A 22730-nucleotide genomic window follows, 5' to 3' on the forward strand; every position below is an offset into this window, starting at 1 on the left:
CACGGCTCACGGCGTCAGCCGCGAGCCCAGGACGAGCAGCCCGGCCGCGCGGTCGCCGGACCATGACAGGTCGCCCTCGCCCTCGGCCATCCGGCCCCACAGCAGCAGAAGCAGCTCCCCGGCCGGCCCCGCCAGCGTGGCCACCGGTTCGCCGGGTCCATACGTCCACGAGGCCCCGGTGTCCGTGGCCGTCACCCGCAGCGCGTGCGGCGGCCCGGTCGCCAGACCCCGGGTGATCATCCGCGGCGCCATCGTGTCGAAGACCTCCGCGACACCGTCCGCCGCCAGAACGGGATCGAGCGGCTTGGCCGCCCCGAGCGCGTGCTCCGCGTCCCACCGGTGGATCAGCGTCTCCTGCGCCCGCCGCCGCTGCCAGAAACCGACCGTGGGCGGTGGGGCGAACGACCAGGCCGGAGCCGCCGGATCGGCGTCCAGGGCGGCCAGCAGCGTCGCGCACCCGCCGTCGTACCACTCCAGCAGCGCTCCGGGGTCCCGCGGTGCGGGCGGGTGATGGTCCCCGTGCCCCTCGGTGACGGCTGTGGCCGCCCACAGATTGCCGCTGCCCAGGTGCCCGGCCAGATCGCGCAGCGTCCAAGGGCCGCAGTGTTCGACGGGCGCGCCCAAGTCGGCGCCCAACGTAGCCCGGAAAGCGTCGAGTTCGCGGCGCAGATGGCTCAGGTACGACTCGGGACGCATGCGCCGGACCCTACTCCTGTCCGGCAGGATGCGGGGATGCGTTCCGATGTGACCCTGCTCCCGCTCGACCGGCCCCTGCTGACCGCACTGCTCGCCGTGGCGGTCGCGGACGCGGACCCGCCGGAGGTGATGCCGCCGGTCCCGGACCCGACGGGCGGCGACGGCTGGACGGCGGAGCGCCGGGCCGCGTTCGTGCGGTTCCACGCGTGGCGTTCGCTGCCGCCGGACCCGGTGGAGTCGACGTACGCGATCACCGTGGCCGGCCGGGTGGCGGGCGCGGCGCGGCTGTGCCCCCGCCCGGACCGGAACAGCAACCGGGAGCGCGAGGGGCCGGGCACGGTGGAGGCGGACACGGTGGAGGCCGGCCTGTGGATCGGCCGCTCGTACCGGGGCGCGGGGGTGGGCGGCACGGTCCTCCGGCTGCTGATCGACCGGGCCCGGGCGGACGGTCACGACCGGCTGTATCTGTCCACGACCCCGGAGAACACAGCGATGCGGCAGCTGATGTCCGGCATCGGCCTGATCGGTACCCAGGGGGAGTTCGCGCTGTGACCGGCACCACCGGTCACGGCGGGACGGTCCCACGGCCGGCGGGCGCGTGGCGGGGGTGGGACGCGGCGGACCGGGGGCGCGTACCCGTTCGTCCGCCGCTCAGGGCCGCCGCGGCCGCCCGACCTCGCTGAACCACTCCCGTCCCAGCAGCGCCCGGAAGAGCGGGACGGGCAGACCGAGCAGGGTGCCGGGCAGCTTGCCGCCGGTCTGCGAGCGGTGCTCGGCCAGGGCCCGCTGCTTGAGGGCGGCGTAGCGGCGGACGTTGACGGCGTGCGTGATCTCCGCGCGCGGCAGGAACATCCGCTCCAGGCGGGTGGCGTCCTCGCGCAGCGCCCGCGCCACCCGGGCAGCCGTCTCGCGCGGCACGGTGCCCTCCAGCAGCCGTGGCACGGCTCCGGACGTGAACGCCCGGCGCCCGATCTCGTGCACCTTCACGTGGTCGCGGTGCCCGTAGCCGCCGTTGCGGTCGTACCCCAGCAGCAGATCGGCCCGCTCCTGCCGCAGCACGTCGGCGAGCCGCCCGGCGGCCTCCTGGGTATCGGCCCGTGCCAGGCGCGGCCGGTCGGCCGGGTCGGGGTACAGGTCCTTGCCGTGCCCGCTGTCCGCGTACCCGAGATGGACCACCCGGTGCGCGCCCAGAACACCGGCGGCGGCCCGGAGTTCGGCCAGCCGGGGCGCGCCCTGTGGGGGCACGGCGTCCATGTGGCCGTCGGTCGCGGCCACGATCACCACCCGGTGCCCTTCGGCGGCGGCCCGCGCCAAGGTGCCGCCAGTCAGGAGGACTTCGTCATCGGGATGCGCGTGAAAAGCCACCAGGGTCGCCATCGCCCCATCCTGTACCGACCGGCTTCCCCCGGTCCAGGATCGCGCACCGCACCGCACATCCCCCGCCGGACCGGGGGCGAGCACGCCGTACTCCTCCTCGCCGACGCCGCGCCAGCCGTGGCAGCGCAGGGCCCGGCGGAGCACGGACGGACCAGGCCGGCTCCGTCCCGGGACCGATGCGGACGGGCCCGCGGACGGTGAGGATCGGGGGATGCCTGACCATCCGTTCGATGTCGACGCCTTCCTCGCCGCGCCCCGCACCGCGCGACTGGCCACCAACACCCCGGCCGGGCCCGCCGTCCGGCCGGTGTGGTTCCTGTGGGAGGAGGGCGCGTTCTGGACGCTCACCGGCCCCTGGGCGAAGCTGCGGCAGCACGTGGAGGCCGATCCCCGGGTGGCCGTGGTGGTCGACGACTGCGACCTGGCGACCGGCAGGGTCCGGCAGGTCATGGCGCGCGGCGGCGCCGAACTCCTGCCCTTCGACGTGCCGCGCGGCCGCCGCAAGCTCAGCCGCTACCTCGGCCCCGACGAGTCCCGCTGGGATCGGCGGTTCACCGGGTATCTGTACGGCGACCCCACGGCGGGCGGCGCCGTCTGGCTGCGCCTGGCCCCGGCCACCCTCACCGTCAAGGACCTGAGTTACGCCGTGGAACCACCCGCCGGGCCCGCCTCGCCGTAGCAGTGGGGGAGGGGAGGGCTCAGCCGCCCAGCAGCCGGGCCTGCTCCGCCTTCAGCTCGGTGAACCCGCGGCGCGCGTAGGCGCGGATCTCCTCGCCGGGGAAGGGGACCACCGACAGGTGTTCGCTGTAGTCCTCGCGGGCCCAGCGCGCCGCGGTGATCTCGTATCCGGAGACGTGCGCGCACAGTTCGAGCAGCACGGGCGGCACCTCACGCTCGCGCAGCAGGTCGGCGCGCTGGATCACCAGATCGCGCATCGCCTGGATGTTGGGCAGGAACACCGTGGACGCCCACAGCCGCCACTCGCTGCTCTCCCGCTCGGTGGCGGCGGGTCCGCCCTCGCCGAACGGCGAGCTGCCGTCCGGCCGTACGTTGCGCTCCAGGAACTCGGCGTAGCTGCGGCTGTTGCCCTCGGTGAGGGCGAACAACGGCCCGTAGAAGTCGCTCAGCTGCCGGTTCACCCGGGCGAGCCGCTCCTGGCGCTGGGAGAGCCGTACCCCGTTGAGGTACGTGGCGAGATAACCGGCGAACGCCAGCGCGATGGTCACCACCAGTGCGATCACAAGAAATGATCGTAGTGGCTACGCGCGTGGCGTGACCGGCCCCAACTCCCTTTGTTCTCGCACGGTTCTCAAGGCCGCGACCGGGACGTGTGAACGGCGGGCGGCCCGGCCTGTCTCAGTCCTCGACGCGGTCCAGCGCCTCGTACACCCGGTTCTTGAACTCCTCCGGGCTGGGCACGTGCTTGAAGGTCATCTTGCCCTGCTCGGAGGCGGACTGGACGTGCAGCGTGCCGTACCGCATGATCCGCTCCCACAGCGACGCCGAGAACGACACGTCGTTCACCCGGCTCAACGGGATGCTGCGGCCGACCTTGTTGAGGAAACCGGTGCGCTTGTGCAGGCGCTTGGTGGTCAGGAAGTACACCGTCGAACGCCATTGCAGCATCGGCACCAGCCACCGCCAGATGATCGCGATCCCCGCGAGCCCCAGCACCACCCACGCCACGGGGGAGCCCAGGTCCCCGATGATCAGCGTCAGTACGGCCGCCACCGCCGCGATGACGACCAGTTGCACGAACTCACTGACCAGCGTGGTCCAGTGCTGCCTGGTCTCGTAAAGGAGTTCTTCGTCGTCGGCGAGGTAACGGTCCGCGTAAGCCATACCGGGAGCATGGCACAACGCGCCGAGGCCACAGCCGCCCTCCGGCCACTTGGTATCAGGTTGTCATGTCGTTGCCACCACGCTCCCACCCCACTTCACCTCCCCAAACACTGATCTTCCCGCAGGAATGGCCGTAAGCTCCCTCCCATGTGTGCCGTCCGGCGCAAGTCGCGCGCCTACCACCCCGACCGAGTCCGTGACGCGCTGCTCGCGCAGGTGGAACACGTACGGCTGGCCGCCCACGCCCTCACGCCCGAGCAGCTCGCCCGGCCCGCCGCCCTGCCGGGCCGCGACGTCAGCTCCCTGCTCGCGCACATCGCGGGCCAGATCGACGCCGTCCCCCGGCTCCTCGCCGAGCCCGCCCCCGCCGCCACCCGGCCCGCGCTCGATCTCGACGAGTGGGCCGTCCACCCCGGCGCCGGCATCGGCGACGCCCCCGAGGCCGCGGGCGACCCGGTGGAGGCCATCGACGCAGCCGCCGAGGAACTGGACGCCGTCCTGGAGACGGCCGTCCGCGAGGACCTCCTCCTGCCGCACCGCTTCGGCCCGATGCGCGGCCTGGACTTCACCGTCACCCGGGTGGTGGAGCTGGTGGTGCACAGCGACGACCTGACCCGCTCCCTGCAGAGCCCCGTCCGGCTGGACCGCGGCGCCCTGGCCATCTCCGTCCGGGTGCTGGCGGACGCCCTGGCCGCCAAGGCCCCCGGCAACTCCACCGAGCTGCGCGTTCCGCCGTTCGTCGCCGTCCAGTGCCTGCCGGGCCCCCGGCACACCCGCGGCACCCCGCCCTCGGTCGTCGAGGCCGACCCCATCACCTGGCTGCGGCTGGCCACCGGCCGCGCCACCTGGGCGCAGACCGCCGCCACCGGCCGGCTCAAGGCGAGCGGCGAACGCGCGATCTCCCTCGCCGGCCAACTGCCCGTGCTCGGCTGATGCCACAGGGTGCGGAAACGGGGCAGGTCAGGCACCCGCTGGGGGATGTCTCACAATCCACTGGTTCTTCCCCAGCGGAGAACCTGTCCTAGACTCAACCACGTGCCTCGTGGTGATGGACTCCTCAGCCACGACCTCGACCCCGGTGAAAAGGGCCCGAGGGACGCTTGCGGCGTCTTCGGTGTCTGGGCCCCGGGCGAGGAGGTCGCCAAGCTCTCCTACTACGGTCTGTACGCACTCCAGCACCGCGGACAAGAGTCCGCGGGCATCGCGGTGAGCGACGGATCCAAGATTCTGGTCTTCAAGGACATGGGACTGGTGTCCCAGGTCTTCGACGAGACCTCTCTCGGCTCCCTGCGGGGGCATCTGGCCGTCGGCCACAACCGGTATTCCACCACCGGTGCCTCCACCTGGGAGAACGCCCAGCCGACGTTCCGGGCCACCGGCCACGGTTCGATCGCGCTCGGCCACAACGGGAATCTCGTCAACACCGCCGACCTCGCCGACCTGGTCGCGGAACTCCCCACCGACCACGGCCGCCGCCAGCGCGCCGCGGTCACCAACGACACCGACCTCGTCACCGCGCTGCTCGCCGGCCAGCGGGACGAGGCCACCGGGGAGCCGCTGACCGTCGAACAGGCCGCCCCGATCGTGCTGCCCCAGGTCAAGGGCGCGTTCAGCTTCGTCTTCATGGACGAGAACACGCTGTACGCCGCCCGCGACCCGCAGGGCATCCGCCCGCTGGTCCTGGGCCGCCTGGAGCGCGGCTGGGTGGTCGCCTCCGAGCAGGCCGCCCTGGACATCGTGGGCGCCTCGGTCATCCGGGAGGTCGAGCCCGGTGAGCTGATCGCCATCGACGAGAACGGTCTGCGGTCCTCCCGATTCGCGGACGCGAAGCCCGCGGGCTGCGTCTTCGAGTACGTGTACCTGGCCCGCCCCGACGCCGAGATCGCCGGCCGGAACGTGTACGTCTCCCGGGTGGAGATGGGCCGCCGGCTCGCCGCCGAGGCACCGGTCGAGGCCGACCTGGTCATAGCCACGCCCGAATCCGGCACCCCCGCCGCGATCGGCTACGCGGAGGCCAGCGGCATCCCGTACGGATCGGGACTGGTCAAGAACAGCTACGTCGGCCGTACCTTCATCCAGCCCAGCCAGACCATCCGGCAGCTCGGCATCCGCCTCAAGCTCAATCCCCTCAAAGAGGTGATCCGCGGCAAGCGCCTGGTGGTCGTCGACGACTCCATCGTCCGCGGCAACACCCAGCGCGCCCTGGTCCGCATGCTGCGCGAGGCCGGCGCCGCCGAGGTCCACGTCCGGATCAGCTCCCCGCCGATCAAGTGGCCCTGCTACTACGGCATCGACTTCGCCACCCGCGCCGAGCTGATCGCCAACGGCCTGTCGGTCGACGAGATCGGCACCTCCCTGGGCGCCGACTCCCTCGCGTACATCTCCATAGACGCGATGATCGAGGCCACCACCATCGACAAGCCCGACCTCTGCCGGGCCTGCTTCGACGGCCAGTACCCCGTCGAGCTGCCCGACCCCCAGGTGCTCGGCAAGGACGTCCTGGAGCAGGAGGACGCCCGCACCTCGCTGACGCTGCTGACCGGCCCCGGCGCCGCCGACGCGCTGCGCCGCCCCTAGCCGCGGGCGGCCGGGCCCGTACGACCGACCCGACCGCGAGGCGGGTACCTCCCGTACGGACCCCGCACCTTCCCCTTTCCCCCGCCCCATCCACAGAGAGACGCGCGATGACCACCCACTCCGGGCAGCCCGGTGCCAGCTACGCGGCCGCCGGTGTCGATATCGAGGCCGGCGAGACCGCCGTCGAGCTGATGAAGAAGTGGGTGGCCAAGACCCAGCGCCCGGAGTCCGTGGGGACCCTCGGCGGCTTCAGCGGGCTCTTCGACGCCTCCGCGCTCAAGAACTACCGCCGCCCGCTGCTGGCCTCGGCCACCGACGGCGTCGGCACCAAGGTCGCCATCGCCCAGCGCCTGGACATCCACGACACCATCGGCCACGACCTGGTCGCCATGGTCGTGGACGACCTGGTGGTGTGCGGGGCAGAGCCGCTGTTCATGACCGACTACATCTGCGTCGGCAAGGTGCACCCCGAACGGGTGGCGTCCATCGTCAAGGGCATCGCCGAGGGCTGTGTGCTGGCCGGCTGCGCGCTGGTCGGCGGCGAGACCGCCGAGCACCCGGGGCTGCTGGGCCCCGAGGAGTACGACGTGGCCGGCGCCGCCACCGGTGTGGTCGAGGCCGACCGGCTGCTGGGCGCCGACCGCATCCGCTCCGGCGACGCGGTGATCGCGCTCGCCGCCTCCGGCCTTCACTCCAACGGGTACTCCCTGGTCCGCCATGTGCTGCTGCGGCAGCTGGGCTGGGCACTGGAGCGCGAGGTGCCCGAGCTGGGCCGCACCCTCGGCGAGGAACTGCTGGAGCCCACCCGGATCTACTCCCTGGACTGTCTGGCACTGGCCCGTGACAGCGAGGTGCACGCGTACTCGCACATCACCGGAGGCGGCCTGGCCGGCAACCTCGCCCGCGTCATGCCCGAAGGGCTGCACGCCCGGGTGGACCGCGGCACCTGGAGCCCGCCGCCCGTCTTCGGCCTGGTCGGCGACGCCGGCAAGGTGGCGCGGGCGGAGCTGGAGCGCACGCTCAACATGGGCGTGGGCATGGTCGCGGTGGTGCCGCCGCACGCGGTGGACGGCGCGCTGGCGCTGCTCGCCGAGCGCGGAGTACCGGCATGGGTGGCCGGTGAGGTGACCGAGCGTGCCGAGGGCGATGAGGCCGTGACGCTCAATGGTGACTACGCCTGATAGGCGAGGGACCGTCCGTGGACAGCACAGCACCCGGTCCGGTGGTGGTGGTACCGGGACCGGGTCGCGTGCTGCCGTCGCTCAGCAGGCTGCTGAGGAACTGCCTGAGATTCCGCTCAGGTGCCCCGGCGTTTCGAGGCACCGGACGAGCCGGAGGACCCATGGGACCTGCCGGTCCCCTGTTCGTCCTCGTCCTCGTCGCTGTCGTCGCCGTACATCTCCGCGTACTTCGCGTACGGGTCGTTGTCCAGCTCATCGTCCAGCTCTTCGTCGTCCTTGAACTGGTCGCCGTTCGGCGGCTCGTTCGACGGCGATGCACCCAGCTCTTCGGCCAGACGTGTCAGATCGGTTCCGCCACTGCTGTACTTCAGCTGGCGGGCGACCTTCGTCTGCTTGGCCTTGGCCCGGCCGCGCCCCATTGGCTCGACCCCCTCAACGACGGAGCCCAACGGCCCCGGAGTGTTGACATCCGTTCATAAAGGAGAGCGGGCTCTCGGACGAGGACCCGATCCATCGGGTTTCAACCGTACCTGCTTCCGCGCGCCTGCGGTACGCCGTCCGCAGGTCCCGGGTCGCCCGAACGATTCCGGTGAAACTCTCCTTGCTGGTCAGCGGCGATTTTACCTTCTTTCGGAGCGCGACTCGCCCTAGGGGTGGTGACATGTCTTACCCGGGGGGCGAGCCGCCGCCCCCGTACGCCCCGCGAGGGGGCCTCAGCGCGGGCCCGCGGCCGCGATCCTGGCCTCGGCGATCCGGTCGGCGGCCACCGCCGGCGGGACCCCCTCGGTGTCGGCGCGCTCGAAGATCTCCAGGGTCGTCCCGTAGATCAACTCGGCCTTCGCCTTCGCACGTGCGAACTCAAAACCGTGGAGTTCGTCGGCCACCTGGATGACCCCGCCCGAGTTCACCACGTAGTCCGGCGCGTACAGAATGCCCCGGTCCGCGAGGTCCTTCTCGACGCCCGCGTGGCCCAGCTGGTTGTTGGCCGCCCCGCACACGATGCCCGCGGTCAGCACCGGCACCGTGCGGTCGTTCAGCGCGCCGCCCAGCGCGCACGGGGCGTAGATGTCCAGGCCCTCGGTGGTGATCAGCGCCTCGGTGTCCGCCACCACCCGTACCCCGGGGTGCGCGTCCTTGACCCGCGCCACCGACTCCGCGCGCACATCGGTGATCACCACCTGGGCGCCCGCCTCGATCAGGTGCCCGGCCAGCAGGTGACCCACCTTGCCGACGCCCGCGATGCCCACCGTGCGGCCGGCCAGGTCCGGGGCGCCCCAGCGGTGCGTCGCCGCGGCCCGCATCCCCTGGAAGACGCCGAAGGCGGTGAGCACCGAGGAGTCCCCGGCACCGCCCTGCTCGGGGGAACGCCCGGTGGTCCAGCGGCACTCGCGCGCCACCACGTCCATGTCGGCCACGTAGGTGCCCACGTCGCAGGCGGTGACGTAACGGCCACCGAGCGAGGCGACGAAGCGCCCGTACGCGAGCAGCAGTTCCTCGCTCTTGAGGGTGCTCGGGTCACCGATGATCACGGCCTTGCCGCCACCGTGGTCCAGGCCGGCCATGGCGTTCTTGTAGCTCATCCCGCGCGCCAGGTTGAGGGCGTCGCGCAGCGCGGCCTCCTCGGGCACGGCCGCGCCGGAGTAGGCGTGGAAGCGGGTGCCGCCGAGCGCCGGGCCCAGGGCGGTGGAGTGGACGGCGATGACGGCCTTGAGTCCGGAAGCCCGGTCCTGGCAGAGCAGGACCTGCTCGTGGCCGCCCTGCTCGGAGCGGAAAAGGGTGTCCAGGACGGAGCCGGAGGGGGCGAAGGGAACACTGTCGGCGCTGACAGCGGCTGTTACGTCGGTCACGGTGGTGACTCCTGCGCTACGCGGCGGATGCCCTCCAAGTGGTCGGGAGGGCCTGCTGAGACGAGCTTAGGGCCTGTCTGATGGATAGCGCCGGTCAGGCCCGCGGTGTCTGGTGCGGTGCATCGCAAGGCGGAGGGGCGTCCTCGTAGTGGGCTACTTGGGCGTCTCGACAGCTCTGCCTCCAAGGTTCTCGCAAGAAGAGCAGAGACGGAGCGAAGCGGAGTGCAGCGAGGTGCCGTGCCAGACGCCGTGGGCCAGGCGGGATCCATCAGACAGGCCCTCAAGCCTGATGCCGCGCGGGGGATGCCGTGAGTGCGTCACACTGCCACGATCGAGGGGTGTGCGGCGGCGGCCCGGCGGGACCGGGCGGGCCGCCCGTGCCGCCGGAGCCGGGACTTGGAGGGACCGCACGTGTCGAAGGTGCCGTACGCGGCGTATCTGCGGGTGTACGAGCCGTTGGGGGCGTTCCCCGAGCCGGAGCGCTCGCACTGGGCGCGGTACGCCGAGCGCGGGGACCTCCCGGGGCCGCAGGAGGAACTGCGGCGCTCGATCCGCGAGCTGATCGCGGTGCCGGGACGGGTGGTGCCGCCCAAGGAGAGCGCCGACGCGTTCGTGGCGGTGGTGGACGGGGTGGTGTGCGTGTGCCCCTGGCGGACCCGGCTGCGCTCCTGGGAGGCGCTGGGCGAGGTGGGGCACTGGCTGATGCCGCAGTCGGTGCTGGACGAGGCGCTGCCGCCGCAGGCGCGGGAGCGCGCGGTGGAGGAGTACGGCCGCTGGCGGGAGCGGAACCCGGACGCCCGGCCGTGGATCAGGTCGGCGCTGTGGCATGTGCCGGTGCGCTGGTTCGCGCTGTTCGCGGACGAGGAGCGGGAGTTCACGGCGGCGGAGCCGGTGGGGGAGGGGCCGGGGGAGGGGAGGCCGGCGGCGCTGCGCTACCGGACGCCGATGGTCCGGGCGCGGCAGCGGGTGGCGCGCGGGCTGCGGACGGTGCGGGACGCGGCCCGGCAGGCGGCGGCCGAGGCGCCGTCCGAGGTGGGGGCGCAGGAGGAGGAACGGGGGGCATCTCCCGGCCGGGGGCCGGAGGACGGTCCGCTGGCGGCGGCGCTCACCGATGTGGGTCGCTGGCTGGAGGAGTTTCATCCGCGGTCACTGGTCGAACTGGACTACGGCGGATTGGTCTATACGATCACTGAGGAACAGCTCGCCGCCGATCGCTCGGCGGCGGAGGTCGCGGCGGGGCTCTCCGCGTTGGCGGAGGGCGACCTGGAGCGGGCGGGCAGGCTGTACGAGGAGCTGACCGAGCGCTGGATGACCGTCCGGGAGCGCCAGTTCGCCAACTGAGAGCCGGCCGGGACGCCGGGCCATGGGACTAAAGGCCCAAGCGTGATGGAAGGCACTCTAAGGAAGTCTTGTCAGCAACCCGTCTCCTCGTGCCAAAATAGGACAAGGAGCCCGATCGGGCTTCTTCTATCCGTCGAAGGGCGGATAGATCGGTAATGCACTCCTTGGTGCGCCAGATGCGGACTGATCAGGATAGTGACTGATTGTCACCCGTCGATGACTGTCCGCTATGGCATGGTCCATCGGCTTCCGCCGAGGTTGAACACCTGAGAGCGCAATTCCATCGGTTTGGCCGACCCGGCTGGACGGATGGTGTAGTTGTAGTGCCGAGGACAAGCCGTTCGTCCTATAACCGACTCGGCCCGCGTCTGCCATTTCGGGCAACGCGGGCCAAGGTGCAGAATTTAGAGGAAAGAACCGTGATGGTTCGGTTCTCCCGAGGAGGCCGCTCATGACCGCTCGCACCCCTGATGCCGAGCCGCTGCTGACCCCGGCTGAGGTTGCCACGATGTTCCGCGTCGACCCCAAAACGGTCACACGCTGGGCAAAGGCGGGCAAACTCACGTCTATCCGCACGCTCGGTGGGCACCGCCGCTACCGCGAAGCGGAGGTGCGCGCACTGCTGGCGGGCATCCCGCAGCAGCGCGGCGAGGCCTGAGCCAGCAGCACAGCAAGCGCAACACCCTGCAACACCTGGCTACACCCGGTAAAACCCCAGTACAACCCAGGTTTCGGGGCCCCCATCCCGGCCTCCTGGTCATAGATCGCGTCGGACTCCGCCGGGTCCGGCGCGATCTGCTTTTCCCCCGGCGTACGCCGGGGTGCCGGCTTCCGGTCCTTCCGGCATCTTTCGGGGGATCTTCCGGAAGCCCTCTGGGGGCGGTGCAATTGCACATATTAAATAAGCGGGTGTCTCTGCGGGGTCGAACCAGCCCGCTGAGCGATCGTTCCAGGTGACTCCCGTCACACGGGAAAACCCTTGCCCGTGCGGCAGTTGCTGAGGTAGTGCGAACCGTTCGCCCGGGCCGGCCCGCTCCTTCGCGGCGGGGCCCGTTCTTCCTCTGCCCCTCTCCTTCCCCTCAACTCCCCTTTTTCATCGGGGTAGTTGAAAACGTGACACAAAAAAACCGGACCCCCTGTGGGGGTCCGGTTCGTGATGCGGTCCTGACGGGATTTGAACCCGCGGCCTCCACCTTGACAGGGTGGCGAGCACTCCAAACTGCTCTACAGGACCTCGTTCCTTGCGTCGATGACTCTACCCCACCGCCGGGGCGCGGAGCCAATCGGAAGATCGGCCCGCCGCACCCACCGGCCGGCTCAGCGCGCCGGCCCCGGCACCAGCGCGTCGATGGCCTTCACGATCCGCTTGTCGGAGATCGGGTACGCGGTGCCCAGCGCGTGCGCGAAGTAGCTCACCCGCAGCTCCTCGATCATCCAGCGGATCTCCCGGGCCTGCCGCGGCACCGGGCGCCCGGCCGGGAACTGCTCCAGCAGCCACGCGTACTCGTCCCGCATCTCCGCGACCTTGGCCATCCGCGCCCGGTCCCGCTCCGCCTGGTGCGGCAGCTGCTGCAACCGCCGGTCCACGGCCGTCAGATAGCGCAGCAGATCGGCGAGCCGGCCGGCCCCGTGCGCCGTGACGAAGCCCGGACGCAGCAACTCGCCCAGCTGCTGCCGGACATCGGCCACCGAGGAGGCCAGGACGGGGCTGGTGGTGGCCTTCAGCCGCCGCTCGCACGCCTGCCAGGCGATCAGCACCTGCCGCACCTGCCGCACGATCTTGAGCGTCAGATCGACGATGTCGGCGCGTACCGCGTCGAAGAGCTTGGTGAAGCTCTCCTGGTCCCACACCACCCCGCCCCGGTCGGCGATCAGCCGGTCCGCCGCCGCCGTCACGCAGTCCGCGAGCAGCGCCTGCACGCTGCCGTGCGGGGAGGCGGCCAGCGCCAGCTTCGCCGCGTTGTCCAGCTTGCCCACCGCGAACTTCGCCGGGTCGGAGGGCAGCTGGAGCATCACCAGCCGCCGCACCCCCGGCCACATCGCGGCGAGCTGCTCCTCCTCGGTGTCGAACAGTCGCACCGCGACGCTCGACCCCTCGTCCACCAGCGCCGGATAGGCCTGCACCGGCTGCCCGGCCCGCCGGGTCTCGAACCGGCGCAGCAGCGTCCCCACCGTCCAGGAGGTGATGCCGCCGCGCTGCTCCAGGGCCACCTGGGAGGTCTCCCCGCCGGCGGCCTGCCCGGAAGCCTTGAACGCCCGCGAGATGGCCTCCCGCGTCTTGGGCTTGAGCGCCAGCCGCAGCGCCTCCAGGTCCTTGTCCTCGCCGAGCGTCCGGCGCCGCTCGTCCACCACCCGGAAGGTGATGCGCAGATGGGCCGGTACCGCCTGCGGCGAGAAGTCCTCGGCCGACACCCGTACCCCGGTCATCCGCTGGAGCGCCGCCGCCAGCTCCACGCGCAGCGGCCGGGAGGTCGGCCCGGAGAGCCCGGCCAGGAAGCGGGCGGCGTAGTTCGGCGCCGGTACGCAGTGCCGCCGGATCGGTTTCGGCAGCGAGCGGATCAGCTCGGTCACCAACTGCTCGCGCAGCCCAGGGATCTGCCAGTCGAAGCCGTCCGGGGTGGCCTGGTTGAGGACCTGGAGCGGGACGTGCACGGTGACGCCGTCCGCGTCCGTGCCCGGCTCGAACTGGTACGTCACCCGGAAGGACAGCCGGCCCTGCCGCCAGGTGTCCGGGTAGTCCGCCTTGGTGACGCCCTCGGCCCGCTCGTTGATGAGCATGGACTTCTCGAAGTTGAGCAGATCCGGCTCGTCGTGGCGCTTCTTCTTCCACCAGGAGTCGAAGTGCGCCCCGGAGACGATCTCTTCCGGAAGCCGCTGATCGTAGAAGTCGTACAGCGTCTCGTCGTCCACCAGGATGTCGCGGCGCCTGGCGCGGTGTTCCAGCTCCTCGACCTCGGCGAGAAGCGCGCGGTTCTCCCGGAAGAACTGGTGCTGGGTGCGCCAGTCGCCCTCCACCAGGGCGTTGCGGATGAACAGGTCCCGGCAGGTCTCCGGGTCGATCCGGCCGTAGTTGACCTTCCGCTGGGCGACGACGGGGATCCCGTACAGCGTGACCCGCTCGTACGCCATCACCGCCGCCTGCTTCTGCTCCCAGTGCGGCTCGCTGTACGTGCGTTTGACCAGGTGCTGGGCGAGCGGCTCGATCCACTCCGGCTCGATCTTCGCGTTGACCCGGGCCCACAGCCGGGAGGTCTCCACCAGCTCGGCCGACATGACCCAGCGCGGCGGCTTCTTGAACAGCGCCGAGCCGGGGAAGACCGCGAACTTCGCGCTGCGGGCGCCCAGGTACTCGTTCTTGTCGGTGTCCTTGAGCCCGAGGTGGGAGAGCAGCCCGGCCAGCAGCGACTGATGGACGACGGTGGGGGAGGCGGCCTGGTCGCCGGGGGTGACCCCCATGGTCTTCCCGACCGAGCGCAGCTGGGCGTAGATGTCCTGCCACTCCCGTATGCGCAGGTAGTTCAGGAACTCGGTGCGGCACATCCGGCGGAAGGCGGAGGAGGACAGCTCGCGCTGCCGCTCGCGCACGTAGTCCCACAGCGCGACCAGGGCGAGGAAGTCGGACTCCTCGCCGGGCCCCTCGCGGAACCGCCGGTGCTTCTCGTCGGCCGCCTGCTGCTTGTCGGCGGGGCGCTCGCGCGGGTCCTGGATGGACAGCGCGGCGGCGATCACCATCACCTCGCGGGCGCAGCCGTTGCGGCCGGCCTCCAGCACCATCCGGGCCAGCCGGGGGTCGACCGGCAGCTGGGAGAGCTTGCGCCCGGTGTCGGTGAGCTTGGCGCCGTGCAGCGCGCCCAGCTCCTCCAGCAGCTGCACGCCCGCCTTGACGCTGCGGTGGTCCGGGGGGTCGATGAAGGGGAACTTCTCGACCTCGCCCAGGCCGGCCGCGTTCATCTGGAGGATCACGGAGGCGAGATTGGTCCGCAGGATCTCGGCATCGGTGAACTCGGGCCGGGAGAGGAAGTCCTCCTCCGAGTACAGCCGGATGCAGATGCCGTCGCTGGTCCGCCCGCAGCGGCCCTTGCGCTGGTTGGCGCTGGCCTGCGACACCGGCTCGATCGGCAGCCGCTGCACCTTGGTGCGGTGGCTGTACCGGGAGATGCGGGCCGTCCCCGGGTCGATCACGTACTTGATGCCGGGCACGGTGAGCGAGGTCTCGGCCACGTTGGTGGCGAGCACCACCCGCCGCCCGCTGTGCTGCTGGAAGACCCGCTGCTGCTCGCTGTGCGAGAGCCGCGCGTACAGCGGCAGGATCTCGGTGAACCGCAGCCGGCGCTTCTCGAGGGCGTCGGCGGTGTCCCGGATCTCGCGCTCCCCGGAGAGGAAGACGAGGATGTCGCCGGGCCCCTCCCCCTGGAGCTCGTCGACGGCGGCGCAGATCGCGGAGACCTGGTCGTCGTCCTCCTCGGGCTCCCGGTACCGGACCTCGACCGGGAACGTCCGCCCGGACACCTCGATGATCGGCGCCGCCCGCCCCTCCCCGGGGCCGAAGTGCCGGGCGAAGCGCTCGGGGTCGATGGTGGCCGAGGTGATGATGATCTTCAGATCGGGCCGCCGGGGCAGCAGCTGGGCGAGGTAGCCGAGCAGGAAATCGATGTTGAGGCTCCGCTCGTGGGCCTCGTCGATGATGATCGTGTCGTACTTCAGCAGCTCGCGGTCGTGCTGCACCTCGGCCAGCAGGATGCCGTCCGTCATGAGCTTCACCAGGGTCGAGTCCCCGACCTGGTCGGTGAACCTGACCTTCCAGCCCACCGTCTCCCCCAGCGGCGTCCCCAGCTCGTCGGCGACCCGCTGCGCGACGGTACGGGCCGCGATCCGGCGCGGCTGGGTGTGGCCGATCAGCCCGCGCACCCCGCGCCCCAGCTCCAGGCAGATCTTCGGGATCTGGGTGGTCTTCCCGGACCCGGTCTCACCGGCCACGATCACCACCTGGTGGTCGCGGATCGCGTCGCGGATCTCGTCCTTCTTCTGGCTGACGGGCAGCTGCTGGGGATAGACGATCGACGGCAGCGCGGCCCGGCGCGCCTCGACGCGCAGCTCGGCACGGTCCATCGCCTCGGCGATCTCGGCCAGCACGGACTGCCGCGCCTCGGGCTTACGGATCCGGCGGGCACCGTCGAGCCGCCGGCCGAGCCGCCGCTCGTCGTGCAGCATCAGCTGGGGCAGGCGCTCGGCAAGAGCGGCGGGGGAGGGGGGCTGCGTAGACATACGGAGTCAAGCGTCTCACCTGGCGGCGGGGAGCGGCGAACCAATATTGGGAAGATTTATCCCTTTAGAGTGCGTATGTGAGTCGCTGGCAGGCGTTCAAACACTCCCCCTACTACGCGGCGGTGGTCATCTCCCTGCTGGCCGCCGTCGGCGCGGCCGTCTTCGCCGGGGCGTACACCTACGCCCTCGCCAACCCCACCCCGCACCGGATGCCGGTGGCGGTGGCCGGCGAACCGGAGTCGGCCAGGACCACCGCGTACGTCTCGGCCCTGGAAGAAGCCCTCCACACCACGCTGCGCATCCACACCTACCCGGATTATCCACAGGCTGTGGACGCGGTGGAGCGACAGCGGGTCTTCGCGATCGTGCGGGAGCGGGACGACGCGATCGACCTGTCGGTCTCCAGCGCCTCGGGCGCCTCGGTGGCGGAACTGCTGAAGACGGCCGGCCCGGCGGCGGGCCACAAGATCGGCGCCCAGGTCACGGTGACCGACCTCAAGCCCCTGCACTCCGGCGACCCGCGCGGCCTGGCGCTCTTCTACATCACCCTGGCCGCGGTGATCATCGGCTTCCTCGGCACCATCCAGCTGAGCGTCCACGCCTCCCGGCTCACCCCGGGCGAGCGGATCGTGGCGGTGGCCGGCTTCTCCGCCCTGGGCGGCTTCCTCATCGCGGCCACCGTCGACTGGATCCTGGACGCGGTCCCGCTGCCGCTGATCAGCTGGCTCCAGCTCATGCTGACGATGTTCACCGCGGGCATGGTCTTCACCGTCTTCAACACCTTCTTCGGCCGCTGGGCGCTGCTGCCGACCTGGGCCCTGCTGGTCATCCTGGGCAACCCGGCCTCCGGCGGCCCCGTCTCCTGGCCACTGCTCCCCGCCGCCCTCGGCATCCTGGGCCGCTGGCTCCCCCCGGGCGCCTCGGTCAACGCCCTGCACAACGCGGTCTACTTCCACGGATACCAGCACCTGCAGCCCTATCTGGTCCTGCTGGGCTGGGCCCTGGTCTCCTCGGTGATCTTCTGGACCTGGCGCACCCGCCACCCCGGCGGCCGGGAGAAACACGAAAGCCCCGCGCTGTGAGGCGCGGGGCTTGTCGATGAAGGAAGGTGGCTGGGGCCGGGGTCGAACCGGCGACCTTCCGCTTTTCAGGCGGACGCTCGTACCAACTGAGCTACCCAGCCAGAGCGGTCCTGACGGGATTTGAACCCGCGGCCTCCACCTTGACAGGGTGGCGAGCACTCCAAACTGCTCTACAGGACCTGGCTTGTGCGACCGGCTCTCCCGATGTCGCTGAAGCAGCGTATCACGGTGCGGAGACCCCGCTGAGCGGCGCTTTCAGCAGCCGGCAGACCCGCTCCACCGCGAACGCGTACCCCTGGACACCGCAGCCCACGATCACTCCGGCGGAGGCGGCGGCCGAGACGTAACTGTGGTGCCGGAACGCCTCGCGGCGGTGGATGTTGGAGATGTGCACCTCCGCGACGGGCAGCCCGTCGCAGGCGCTCAGCGCGTCCAGCAGACCGACCGAGGTGTGCGAGTACGCGGCCGGGTTGATCACGATGCCCGCGTGCTCCTCCCTGGCCTCCTGGATCCAGTCGATCAGCTGGCCCTCGTGGTTGCTCTGCCGGGCGTCGACGGTGACGCCGTACGGGGCGGCCGTCTCCACACACAGCCGGACGACGTCGGCCAGGGTGTCCGTGCCGTAGATCGCGGGTTCGCGCTTGCCCAGCAGGTTGAGGTTGGGACCGTTGAGCACCAGGAGCGGTCGGTCGGACACCCGGCATCACTTCTCTCGTTCTCGGGGCGGCTCGGGGCCGCGGGAGGCGGCGAAAAGGCGGCGGAAAAACGGAAAAAGGCAAAGAGCCACCCACAGACGGAACGCTGCGGATGGCTTCGGGTGGTGCCCCCAACGGGATTCGAACCCGTGCTACCGCCTTGAAAGGGCGGCGTCCTGGGCCACTAGACGATGAGGGCCTCTGGTCACACCGACACCGCGAAGTGACGGGTGAACGCGAGAAGCATAGGCGATGCCCGAACGGATCACCAACACGGATCCTCATCCCCAGCCCAGTTCGTGCAGCCGCTCCTCCTCGATGCCGAAATGGTGGGCGATCTCGTGGACGACGGTCACCGTCACCTCGTGCACCACGTCCCGCTCCGTCTCGCAGTAGCGCAGCGTGGGGCCCATGTAGATGAGGATCCGGTCCGGCAGCACCCCCGCGTACCACTCGCCGCGCTCGGTGAGCGGCGTTCCCTCGTACAGGCCCAGCAGTTCCGGGTCGGACGGGTCGGGTTCGTCCTCGACGAAGACGGCGACGTTGTCCATCAGACGGGCCAGTTCCGGGGGGACCTGGTCCAGCGCTTCGCTCACCAGTTCCTCGAATGACTCACGTGTCATCTTCAGCACATCCCCATTGTCCGTGACTCCCGGGGCCGGATGGCAGTTGGGCAGGGCGCCTGTCCTTGCCGTCCCACCGTGCTCCGGAGGTGCGCCGCCGTGCGTCCACTCGTTCCCGTCGCTGTCACCTCTCTCACCTCGCTGCTGGCGCTGACGCTCACCGGCTGCCTCAGCGTCGACCCCGAGGCGCCGTCCGGCGGCCCCACCGAGGCCGGGAACGCCTCGCCGCTGGTCGAGGGGGAGGCCGGGGAGGGGCCGGCCGAGGAGGGCCGGGAGCCGGCCTCGCCGGACGGGTCGCCGCCCGGCGAGGACGCCCGGGAGGACCCGGAGGACGACGGCAAGGGCGGCGCGGACAAGGTGGAGAAGCGGGAGGACCGGACCACGGGGCCCACCGAGCGGCCCGAGCCGGGCCGGGTGCCCGCCCCGTCCGCCGACGACAGGGAGCCGGGCCCCGCGCCGGGCCCGCGCCCCGGGGGCACCCCCACATCGCCGGGCACCGTGCCGCCGCCGCCCGCCGTTCCGGAGCCGGGCACGCCGCCGGCCCCGGAGCCGCCCGCCTCGCCCGAACCCACCTCGCCGCCGGCCCCGGACCCCGACCCCGAGCCGGAGCCGGACCCCGAGCCGGAGGGCGACGGCTGAGCGCCGTTTGCGTTCGCGCCGGTGCGGTGCGTATGCTTGTAGATCGTTTGATCCCACTTGCCCGGCGCCCGATCGCAGCGCGCCGTGTGGCGCGTTCCTCGTCAAGCCGTGGCTGACCGCAAAGACAGGCGGTCTTGAGCACCTACGGAGCTAAGGCGCGTGCCGACCAAGACTCCGGAAGGGTCTCATTTCGCATGTCCGTAACAACCGCTGACGCCATCCTGCCCCTGGATGAGCCGACGACCACCTTCGCCGACCTCGGTCTCCCGCAGGCGGTCGTGCGCAAGCTCGCCGAGAACGGCGTGACCACCCCGTTCCCCATCCAGGCCGCGACCATCCCGGACGCGCTGGAGGGCAAGGACATCCTCGGCCGCGGCCGTACCGGCTCCGGCAAGACGCTGAGCTTCGGCCTGCCGACGCTGGCCCGCCTGGCCGGCGGCCGCACCGAGAAGAAGAAGCCCCGCGCGGTCATCCTCACCCCGACCCGTGAGCTGGCCATGCAGGTCTCCGACGCGCTGGAGCCCTACGGCCACGAGCTGAACCTCCGCTTCAAGGTGGTCTGCGGCGGCACCTCCATGGGCAACCAGATCTACGCCCTGGAGCGCGGCGTCGACATCCTCGTCGCCACCCCCGGGCGGCTGCGCGACCTGATCGCGCGCGGCTCCTGCTCGCTGGACGATGTCGAGGTCGCCGTCCTGGACGAGGCCGACCAGATGGCGGACCTGGGCTTCCTGCCCGAGGTCACCGAGCTGCTGGACCTGGTGCCCCCGGGCGGCCAGCGCATGCTGTTCTCCGCCACCCTGGAGAACGAGATCGACACCCTCGTCAAGCGCTACCTGGTCGACCCGGTCAGCCACGAGGTGGACGCGGCGCAGGGCGCGGTGACCACCATGACCCACCACGTGCTCGTGGTGAAGCCCCGCGACAAGGCCCCGCTGACGGCGGCCATCGCGGCGCGCGAGGGGCGCACGATCGTCTTCGTGCGGACCCAGCTGGGCGCCGACCGGGTCGCCGAGCAGCTGCGGGAGTCCGGGGCACGCGCGGACGCGCTGCACGGCGGTATGACGCAGGGCGCCCGTACCCGCACCCTCGAGGACTTCAAGAGCGGCAAGATCAAGGTCCTGGTCGCCACCGACGTGGCGGCGCGCGGTATCCACGTGGACGGCATCGACCTGGTGCTGAACGTGGACCCGGCCGGGGACCACAAGGACTACCTGCACCGTTCCGGGCGTACCGCCCGGGCCGGGCAGTCCGGCACCGTGGTGTCGCTGGCGCTGCCGCACCAGCGGCGCACGATCTTCCGGCTGATGGAGGACGCGGGCGTGGACGCCTCGCGGCACGTCATCGGGCGGGGTGACCTCTTCGACGACGAGGTCGCCGAGATCATCGGCGCGCGTTCGCTCACCGAGGTGCAGGCGGAGGCCGCCATGGGTGCGGCGCTGCACGCCGACCGTGAGGTGAACCGGCTGACCCGGGAGCTGGAGCGGGCCCAGGAGCGGGCCGCCGAGCTGCGCTCCGAGGCGGAGAAGCTGACCGGGCGGGCGGCGCGCGAGCGCGGCGAGGACCCGGCGGAGGCGATTGCCGCCGCGGCCGAGGCCCAGGCCGTGGCCGAGGCCGAGCGCGAGGCCAAGCGCGAGGCGCGGCGTGCGGAGCGGGCCGCGAAGGCGGCCGAGGAGGAGCGCGAGCGCGGCGACCGGCGTCCGTACCAGAACCGCCGCGATGACCGCGGTGGGTTCCGGCGGGACGACCGGCGCGATGACCGCCGGGGCGGTGACCGTGACCGGCGGGACGACCGCGGTGGCTACCGCGGCTCCTTCGAGCGGGACCGGCGCGATGACCGGGGTGGCGACCGCGGCGGCTTCCGGCGCGATGATCGCGGTGGCGATCGCGGCGGTTTCCGGCGCGATGACCGGCGTCCGTACCAGGGCCGCCGTGATGACCGCGGTGGCAGCACCGGCGGCGGCGACCGTGGCGGGTTCCGCCGGGACGACCGGCGCGATGACCGCCGGGGCAGCACCGGCACCGGTGGCGGCGGCTACCGCGACGACAAGCCGCGCTGGAAGCGCGACAACTGACACCGTGACAGCCCGCCGGGGCCCGGCCAGCGTGCCGGGCCCCGGCGGGCGTGCACTCCGCCGCGTCTGTGCCGTATTGCCTGCGAGCCGCGCCAGGGGTGCGACTATGCTGCTGTCTGCGGGCCGTTAGCTCAATTGGCAGAGCAGAGGACTTTTAATCCTTTGGTTGTGGGTTCGAGTCCCACACGGCCTACCGTTCCGTTCTCCGTACGAAAGCTCCCGCGCGTGCCGTGCGGGAGCTTTCGCGTGCCGACCGCCGGTGACCCTCACAAGCCGGTGATCGACTCGCCCCCGGTCGCCCGGCGCGGCAGATTGGTTGTGTGTACCCGACACCAGCGCAGCCGGCCAGGGGGCTGAGATACGTACGCCTCGTCCCCGCCGTGCTGATTCTCACCGGGCTGGCGCTGAGCGCGGTGACCCCGCCGCATCTCACCTTCACCCCGTTGTTCGTGGCCCCGCCGGTGCTGGCGGCTCCGGTGATGAGCTTCCGGGGCACGCTGTACACGGGGCTCGCGGCCATGCTGGCGGCGGCGCTGCTGGTGTTCACCGGGCGGGCCGCGGTCACCGGCCAGGAGATCGTCACCTTTCTGACCGTGTTCACGGTCTCCGGCCTCGCCCTGCTGATCAACCGGGTCGTGGCCCAGCGCGACCAGTGGGTGGCCTCGGCACGCGGGGTCGCCGAGATCGTGCAGCGCTCGGTGGTGCCCGAGCCGCCGGGCCGGGCCGGGCCGCTGCTGGTGGCGGCGCGCTACCGGGCGGCGCAGCGCGACACGCTCATCGGCGGTGACCTGTACGCGGTGCGCGAGACCCCGTTCGGGGTGCGGCTGCTGGTGGGCGATGTGCGCGGCAAGGGCCTCGGCGCCACCGAGATGGTGTCGGTGATCCTCGGTACGTTCCGGGAGGCCGCCGAGTACGAGGAGGAGCTGGGGACGCTGTGCACCCGGCTCCAGGCGGCGGTGGACCGGGAGAAGCGGGCGCGGGGGGCGATCGATCCGCAGGAGGAGTTCGCCACGGCGCTGGTGGTGGAGGTGCCCAGGGCGCCGCCGCACGAGCTGCGGCTGATCAACCTCGGCCACCCGCCGCCACTGCTGCTGCCCGGGGGCGGCCCGGCGCACTATCTGGAGGTGACGGACCCGCAGTTGCCGCTGGGTCTGATGGATCTGTCCGGCTGGACGGGCTGCCCGCAGACGTTCGCGTTCCCGCCCGGTGCGCAGTTGCTGCTGTACACGGACGGGGTGAGCGAGGCGCGGGACGGGCGGGGCGTCTTCTTCGATCCGGCGTACGCGCTGGACGCGGAGACCTTCCGGGGCCCCGAGGAACTGCTGGACCGGCTCGTCACGGAGGTTCTGCGCTACACGGGCGGCCGGCTGAACGACGACATGGCCCTGCTGGCGGTCGCCCGGCCGACGGGGAACCACGGCGGCTGACGCGCGCACCATTGCTGTGTCACAGGTCACTCATACAATCGGGTGACGGTTTGTCAGCGTGTC

Annotated in this window: 20 protein-coding genes and 5 tRNA genes; 12 read left to right on the plus strand and 13 right to left on the minus strand. The window is 71.5% G+C overall.

The window, feature by feature from the left end; all coding sequences use genetic code 11:
* Positions 1 to 6 precede the first annotated feature (6 nt).
* Positions 7 to 696: a maleylpyruvate isomerase family mycothiol-dependent enzyme gene (locus SXIM_RS14570; RefSeq protein ID WP_046724285.1), complete on the minus strand. Its 690-nt coding sequence runs from the start codon at positions 694 to 696 to the stop codon at positions 7 to 9.
* Between the two features lie 36 nt (positions 697 to 732).
* Here SXIM_RS14570 and SXIM_RS14575 point away from each other — a divergent pair, with 36 nt between their 5' ends.
* Entirely contained in the window at positions 733 to 1248 is a 516-nt protein-coding gene (locus tag SXIM_RS14575; RefSeq protein ID WP_046724287.1) for a GNAT family N-acetyltransferase, read from the plus strand.
* Between the two features lie 99 nt (positions 1249 to 1347).
* Here the strand turns inward: SXIM_RS14575 and SXIM_RS14580 are convergent, their stop codons facing one another.
* Complete coding sequence (locus SXIM_RS14580) at positions 1348 to 2073, minus strand: PIG-L deacetylase family protein (protein ID WP_046724288.1); 726 nt, start codon at positions 2071 to 2073, stop codon at positions 1348 to 1350.
* 211 nt (positions 2074 to 2284) lie between these two features.
* Between SXIM_RS14580 and SXIM_RS14585 the strand changes: the two genes are divergently transcribed.
* Positions 2285 to 2752, plus strand: a complete 468-nt coding sequence (locus SXIM_RS14585; protein WP_030733211.1) for a pyridoxamine 5'-phosphate oxidase family protein — start codon at positions 2285 to 2287, stop codon at positions 2750 to 2752.
* A 19-nt stretch (positions 2753 to 2771) separates the two neighbouring features.
* On the opposite strand, the gene SXIM_RS14590 is transcribed toward SXIM_RS14585, so the two are convergent.
* Together SXIM_RS14590 and SXIM_RS14595 are read right to left on the minus strand one after the other, a co-directional pair.
* A complete protein-coding gene (locus tag SXIM_RS14590; protein ID WP_030733215.1) occupies positions 2772 to 3314 on the minus strand; it encodes a hypothetical protein in 543 nt (180 codons plus the stop codon).
* 115 nt (positions 3315 to 3429) lie between these two features.
* Positions 3430 to 3915 carry a PH domain-containing protein gene (locus tag SXIM_RS14595; protein WP_030733217.1) on the minus strand — a complete coding sequence of 162 codons (486 nt, stop codon included), beginning with the start codon at positions 3913 to 3915 and terminating at the stop codon, positions 3430 to 3432.
* Between the two features lie 147 nt (positions 3916 to 4062).
* On the opposite strand from SXIM_RS14595, the gene SXIM_RS14600 reads away from it, so the two are divergent.
* From SXIM_RS14600 to purM, 3 genes are all read left to right on the plus strand, one after another.
* Entirely contained in the window at positions 4063 to 4848 is a 786-nt protein-coding gene (locus SXIM_RS14600; protein ID WP_030733218.1) for a maleylpyruvate isomerase family mycothiol-dependent enzyme, read from the plus strand.
* Between the two features lie 102 nt (positions 4849 to 4950).
* Complete coding sequence (gene purF, locus SXIM_RS14605; protein ID WP_030733220.1) at positions 4951 to 6492, plus strand: amidophosphoribosyltransferase; 1542 nt, start codon at positions 4951 to 4953, stop codon at positions 6490 to 6492.
* A gap of 107 nt (positions 6493 to 6599) precedes the next feature.
* Positions 6600 to 7673 (plus strand): phosphoribosylformylglycinamidine cyclo-ligase, encoded by a 1074-nt coding sequence (gene purM, locus SXIM_RS14610; protein WP_030733222.1) that lies wholly within the window; start codon positions 6600 to 6602, stop codon positions 7671 to 7673.
* Positions 7674 to 7789: 116 nt separating this feature from the next.
* Here purM and SXIM_RS14615 read toward each other — a convergent pair whose 3' ends face one another.
* Together SXIM_RS14615 and SXIM_RS14620 are read right to left on the minus strand one after the other, a co-directional pair.
* Complete coding sequence (locus SXIM_RS14615) at positions 7790 to 8092, minus strand: DUF3073 domain-containing protein (protein WP_030733224.1); 303 nt, start codon at positions 8090 to 8092, stop codon at positions 7790 to 7792.
* A gap of 294 nt (positions 8093 to 8386) precedes the next feature.
* The gene (locus SXIM_RS14620; RefSeq protein ID WP_046724290.1) at positions 8387 to 9520 is read right to left on the minus strand and encodes a Leu/Phe/Val dehydrogenase; all 1134 of its coding nucleotides are present in this window, start codon (positions 9518 to 9520) and stop codon (positions 8387 to 8389) included.
* A gap of 411 nt (positions 9521 to 9931) precedes the next feature.
* Here SXIM_RS14620 and SXIM_RS14625 point away from each other — a divergent pair, with 411 nt between their 5' ends.
* Both SXIM_RS14625 and bldC read left to right on the plus strand, forming a co-directional pair.
* Positions 9932 to 10861, plus strand: coding sequence for a DUF8083 family protein (locus SXIM_RS14625; protein WP_030733230.1), 930 nt, complete (start codon positions 9932 to 9934; stop codon positions 10859 to 10861).
* A 451-nt stretch (positions 10862 to 11312) separates the two neighbouring features.
* Positions 11313 to 11519, plus strand: coding sequence for a developmental transcriptional regulator BldC (gene bldC / locus SXIM_RS14630; protein ID WP_019431930.1), 207 nt, complete (start codon positions 11313 to 11315; stop codon positions 11517 to 11519).
* 501 nt (positions 11520 to 12020) lie between these two features.
* Here bldC and SXIM_RS14635 read toward each other — a convergent pair.
* A tRNA-Asp gene (locus SXIM_RS14635) sits at positions 12021 to 12095 on the minus strand.
* Between the two features lie 83 nt (positions 12096 to 12178).
* Positions 12179 to 16126, minus strand: a complete 3948-nt coding sequence (gene hrpA, locus SXIM_RS14640; RefSeq protein ID WP_046724293.1) for an ATP-dependent RNA helicase HrpA — start codon at positions 16124 to 16126, stop codon at positions 12179 to 12181.
* 77 nt (positions 16127 to 16203) lie between these two features.
* Between hrpA and SXIM_RS14645 the strand changes: the two genes are divergently transcribed.
* Positions 16204 to 17208 (plus strand): ABC-2 transporter permease, encoded by a 1005-nt coding sequence (locus SXIM_RS14645; RefSeq protein WP_046724294.1) that lies wholly within the window; start codon positions 16204 to 16206, stop codon positions 17206 to 17208.
* 27 nt (positions 17209 to 17235) lie between these two features.
* On the opposite strand, the gene SXIM_RS14650 is transcribed toward SXIM_RS14645, so the two are convergent.
* The 5 genes from SXIM_RS14650 to SXIM_RS14670 all read right to left on the minus strand — a co-directional run bounded on the left by SXIM_RS14650 (position 17236) and on the right by SXIM_RS14670 (position 18535).
* Positions 17236 to 17309, minus strand: a tRNA-Phe gene (locus tag SXIM_RS14650).
* Positions 17310 to 17313: 4 nt separating this feature from the next.
* A tRNA-Asp gene (locus SXIM_RS14655) sits at positions 17314 to 17388 on the minus strand.
* A gap of 43 nt (positions 17389 to 17431) precedes the next feature.
* Positions 17432 to 17905: a type II 3-dehydroquinate dehydratase gene (gene aroQ, locus SXIM_RS14660; protein WP_046724295.1), complete on the minus strand. Its 474-nt coding sequence runs from the start codon at positions 17903 to 17905 to the stop codon at positions 17432 to 17434.
* A gap of 121 nt (positions 17906 to 18026) precedes the next feature.
* Positions 18027 to 18102, minus strand: a tRNA-Glu gene (locus SXIM_RS14665).
* Between the two features lie 82 nt (positions 18103 to 18184).
* A complete protein-coding gene (locus tag SXIM_RS14670; RefSeq protein WP_030733240.1) occupies positions 18185 to 18535 on the minus strand; it encodes a metallopeptidase family protein in 351 nt (116 codons plus the stop codon).
* Positions 18536 to 18625: 90 nt separating this feature from the next.
* Between SXIM_RS14670 and SXIM_RS14675 the strand changes: the two genes are divergently transcribed.
* From SXIM_RS14675 to SXIM_RS14690, 4 genes are all read left to right on the plus strand, one after another.
* Positions 18626 to 19165, plus strand: coding sequence for a hypothetical protein (locus SXIM_RS14675; protein ID WP_046724296.1), 540 nt, complete (start codon positions 18626 to 18628; stop codon positions 19163 to 19165).
* 194 nt (positions 19166 to 19359) lie between these two features.
* Positions 19360 to 21240: a DEAD/DEAH box helicase gene (locus SXIM_RS14680; RefSeq protein WP_046724298.1), complete on the plus strand. Its 1881-nt coding sequence runs from the start codon at positions 19360 to 19362 to the stop codon at positions 21238 to 21240.
* A 120-nt stretch (positions 21241 to 21360) separates the two neighbouring features.
* Positions 21361 to 21433: transfer RNA gene (locus SXIM_RS14685), tRNA-Lys, on the plus strand.
* 127 nt (positions 21434 to 21560) lie between these two features.
* The gene (locus SXIM_RS14690) at positions 21561 to 22667 is read left to right on the plus strand and encodes a PP2C family protein-serine/threonine phosphatase (RefSeq protein ID WP_046724300.1); all 1107 of its coding nucleotides are present in this window, start codon (positions 21561 to 21563) and stop codon (positions 22665 to 22667) included.
* The last annotated feature ends 63 nt before the right edge of the window (positions 22668 to 22730 follow it).

The organism is Streptomyces xiamenensis (assembly GCF_000993785.3).
GTDB classification, from domain to species: domain Bacteria; phylum Actinomycetota; class Actinomycetes; order Streptomycetales; family Streptomycetaceae; genus Streptomyces; species Streptomyces xiamenensis.